Raw genomic sequence first — 2,230 nt, 5'->3', positions numbered from 1 at the left:
CCGGCCGCAGCGCCCGGCCCGGGCCACGCCACCGCCGACACCCCGGCCCGGGCCAGGGACGCGGTGCCCGCCCAGGGTGGTCACGGGGCCGGCTCGGAGGCAGTGGCACGTGGGGAGGAGGCGGAAGTCCCGGACGCGGCGCGGGACACCGCGCCCCCCGGGCAGGCGGACGGTGCCGAACGCACGAGGGGCGCAGCCGCCGTCAGGCCGGGTGACGGGCTCCCGTGGTCCGGGCCCGGGGTCCGGCGCCCCCGGTCCGCCGGTGCGGGCCTCGCGCCCACTCCCGTACGCCTTCTCCACCGCGACGATCCCGCGCCCGGCGACGGGACCGCACCGCGTCCGGTCGGCGTGGCGGGTCCCCCGCCCCCCACCGGCGGAGCGCCCGGGCCGGGCGTCCGGCGACCGCCCATGCCGCGCTCACCGCTGGTACGGCAGGCCCACCGGCCGGCCCCGCTCCCGGACCCCCGGCTCAACGAGCGGCCCGGGCCCGTGCTTCCCGGCTGGGCTGCCCTGCTGGCCGGGACGGTCGGGGTAGCCGCCCAGATCGGCGTACTGGCTTGGCACGGCGTCCTGCCCGACGCCGTGACGGACCGGCTCGGCATGGGCGTACGCCCGTACGGCGGGATCGGCTTCGGTGCGTGGGGCCTGCTGGCGCTGCTCATGACGGTGGTGGTGCTCGCGCTCGGCGGGCTGGGACGCGGCCGGGCCGGATACGCCTCGGTGCTGACGCTCTTCGGGGACTACCGGGGCAGTGTCCGCCGGACCGGCCTGATCTGGGCCTCGCCGCTCCTGCTGCGCCGCCGCGTCGACGTACGGCTGCGGCACTGGCGCAGTGAGCCGCTGCCCGTGGTGGACGCCGGCGGCACCGCCTTGCGTGCCGTCGTCCTCGTCGTGTGGCGGGTGAAGGACACCGCGCGGGCCACGCTCGGCGTCGCGGACCACGAGCAGTACCTGCGGGACCAGGTGGAGGCGGCCGTCGCCCGGGTGCTGTCACAGCTCCCGGTCGATGCCTTCGACGAGGACGTCCGCACCCTGCGTGACGCCGAGGCCGTGGGCGACGCGCTCACCCGGACGCTCCAGGCGGAGTGTTCGCCCGTCGGCGTCGAGGTCTACTCGGCGCAGCCGACCGGGATCGAGTACGCCCCCGAGGTCGCGGCGGCGATGCGGCGCCGCCGGGTGGCCGCCCTCGACGCCAGGCACCGGGACGGCGTCCTGACATCCGTGGTCGACGCGGTGGAGGACACCGTCGGCAGGCTGACCTCGCGGGGCATCGTCGAGCTCGACGACTACGAACACAAGGCGCTGGTCAGGGATCTGACGGTGGCGTTCTACACCGGCCGCGCCGGCGGCGACGGCGCCTGACCCCGGTCGGCGGCCCGGGGGCGTGCGCGGAAAACGAGGGCCACATTGGTCTGGACATGTTCATGCTCCGTCCATAATCTGGAGTTGGTCTAGACCGCAAGACGATCTACGCGCACAGCAGTTCCCGGAACATCCCCCACGTTCGAGGAGCGACACACCATGCGGAAAAGGGCAAGCGCGGCCGTACTCGGCCTCGCCATAGCGGGCGCCTCCATGTTCGCGACCGGCAGTGCCAGTAGCCACGGCTACACGGATTCCCCCATCAGCCGGCAGAAGCTCTGCGCCAACGGCACGGTCACCGGCTGCGGCAACATCCAGTGGGAGCCGCAGAGCGTCGAGGGCCCCAAGGGCTTCCCGGCGGCAGGACCGGCGGACGGCAAGCTCTGTTCGGGCGGCAACAGCTCCTTCGCGGCGCTCGACGACCCGCGCGGCGGCAACTGGCCCGCCACCAACGTCACCAGCGGGCAGGGTTACAGCTTCCGCTGGCAGTTCACGGCGCGCCACGCCACGTCGGACTTCCGCTACTACATCACCAAGAACGGATGGGACTCGACCAAGCCGCTCACCAGGGCCGCGCTGGAATCGCAGCCGTTCATGACCGTGCCGTACGGGAACCAGCAGCCCCCGTCGACACTCACGCACCAGGGCTCCATGCCCACCCAGAAGACCGGCAAGCACGTCATCCTTGCCGTCTGGAACGTCGCCGACACCGGCAACGCGTTCTACGCGTGCTCCGACGTGAAGTTCTGATCCGTCGCCGCACGACGCACAGCGGGCGGTCTCCCCGGAGGGAGACCGCCCGCTGTGGTGTCGGTGCGCCGTCAGGGACTCGAACCCCGGACCCGCTGATTAAGAGTCAGCTGCTCTA

At 73.5% G+C, this 2,230-nt stretch carries 2 protein-coding genes; both read left to right on the top strand.

Features of this window, described 5'->3' with window-relative positions; genetic code table 11:
- A partial coding sequence (locus ABZ371_RS31915) for an SPFH domain-containing protein (RefSeq protein WP_358686280.1) occupies window positions 1-1,362 on the top strand: 1,362 nt, incomplete at its 5' end.
- Between the two features lie 159 nt (window positions 1,363-1,521).
- Window positions 1,522-2,112: a lytic polysaccharide monooxygenase gene (locus ABZ371_RS31910; protein ID WP_358686278.1), complete on the top strand. Its 591-nt coding sequence runs from the start codon at window positions 1,522-1,524 to the stop codon at window positions 2,110-2,112.
- Window positions 2,113-2,230 lie beyond the last annotated feature (118 nt).

Origin of the sequence: Streptomyces sp. NPDC005899 (assembly GCF_040629645.1) — a bacterium.
Taxonomy (GTDB): Bacteria; Actinomycetota; Actinomycetes; order Streptomycetales; family Streptomycetaceae; genus Streptomyces.
This window is presented reverse-complemented; position numbering and strand designations above follow the sequence as displayed.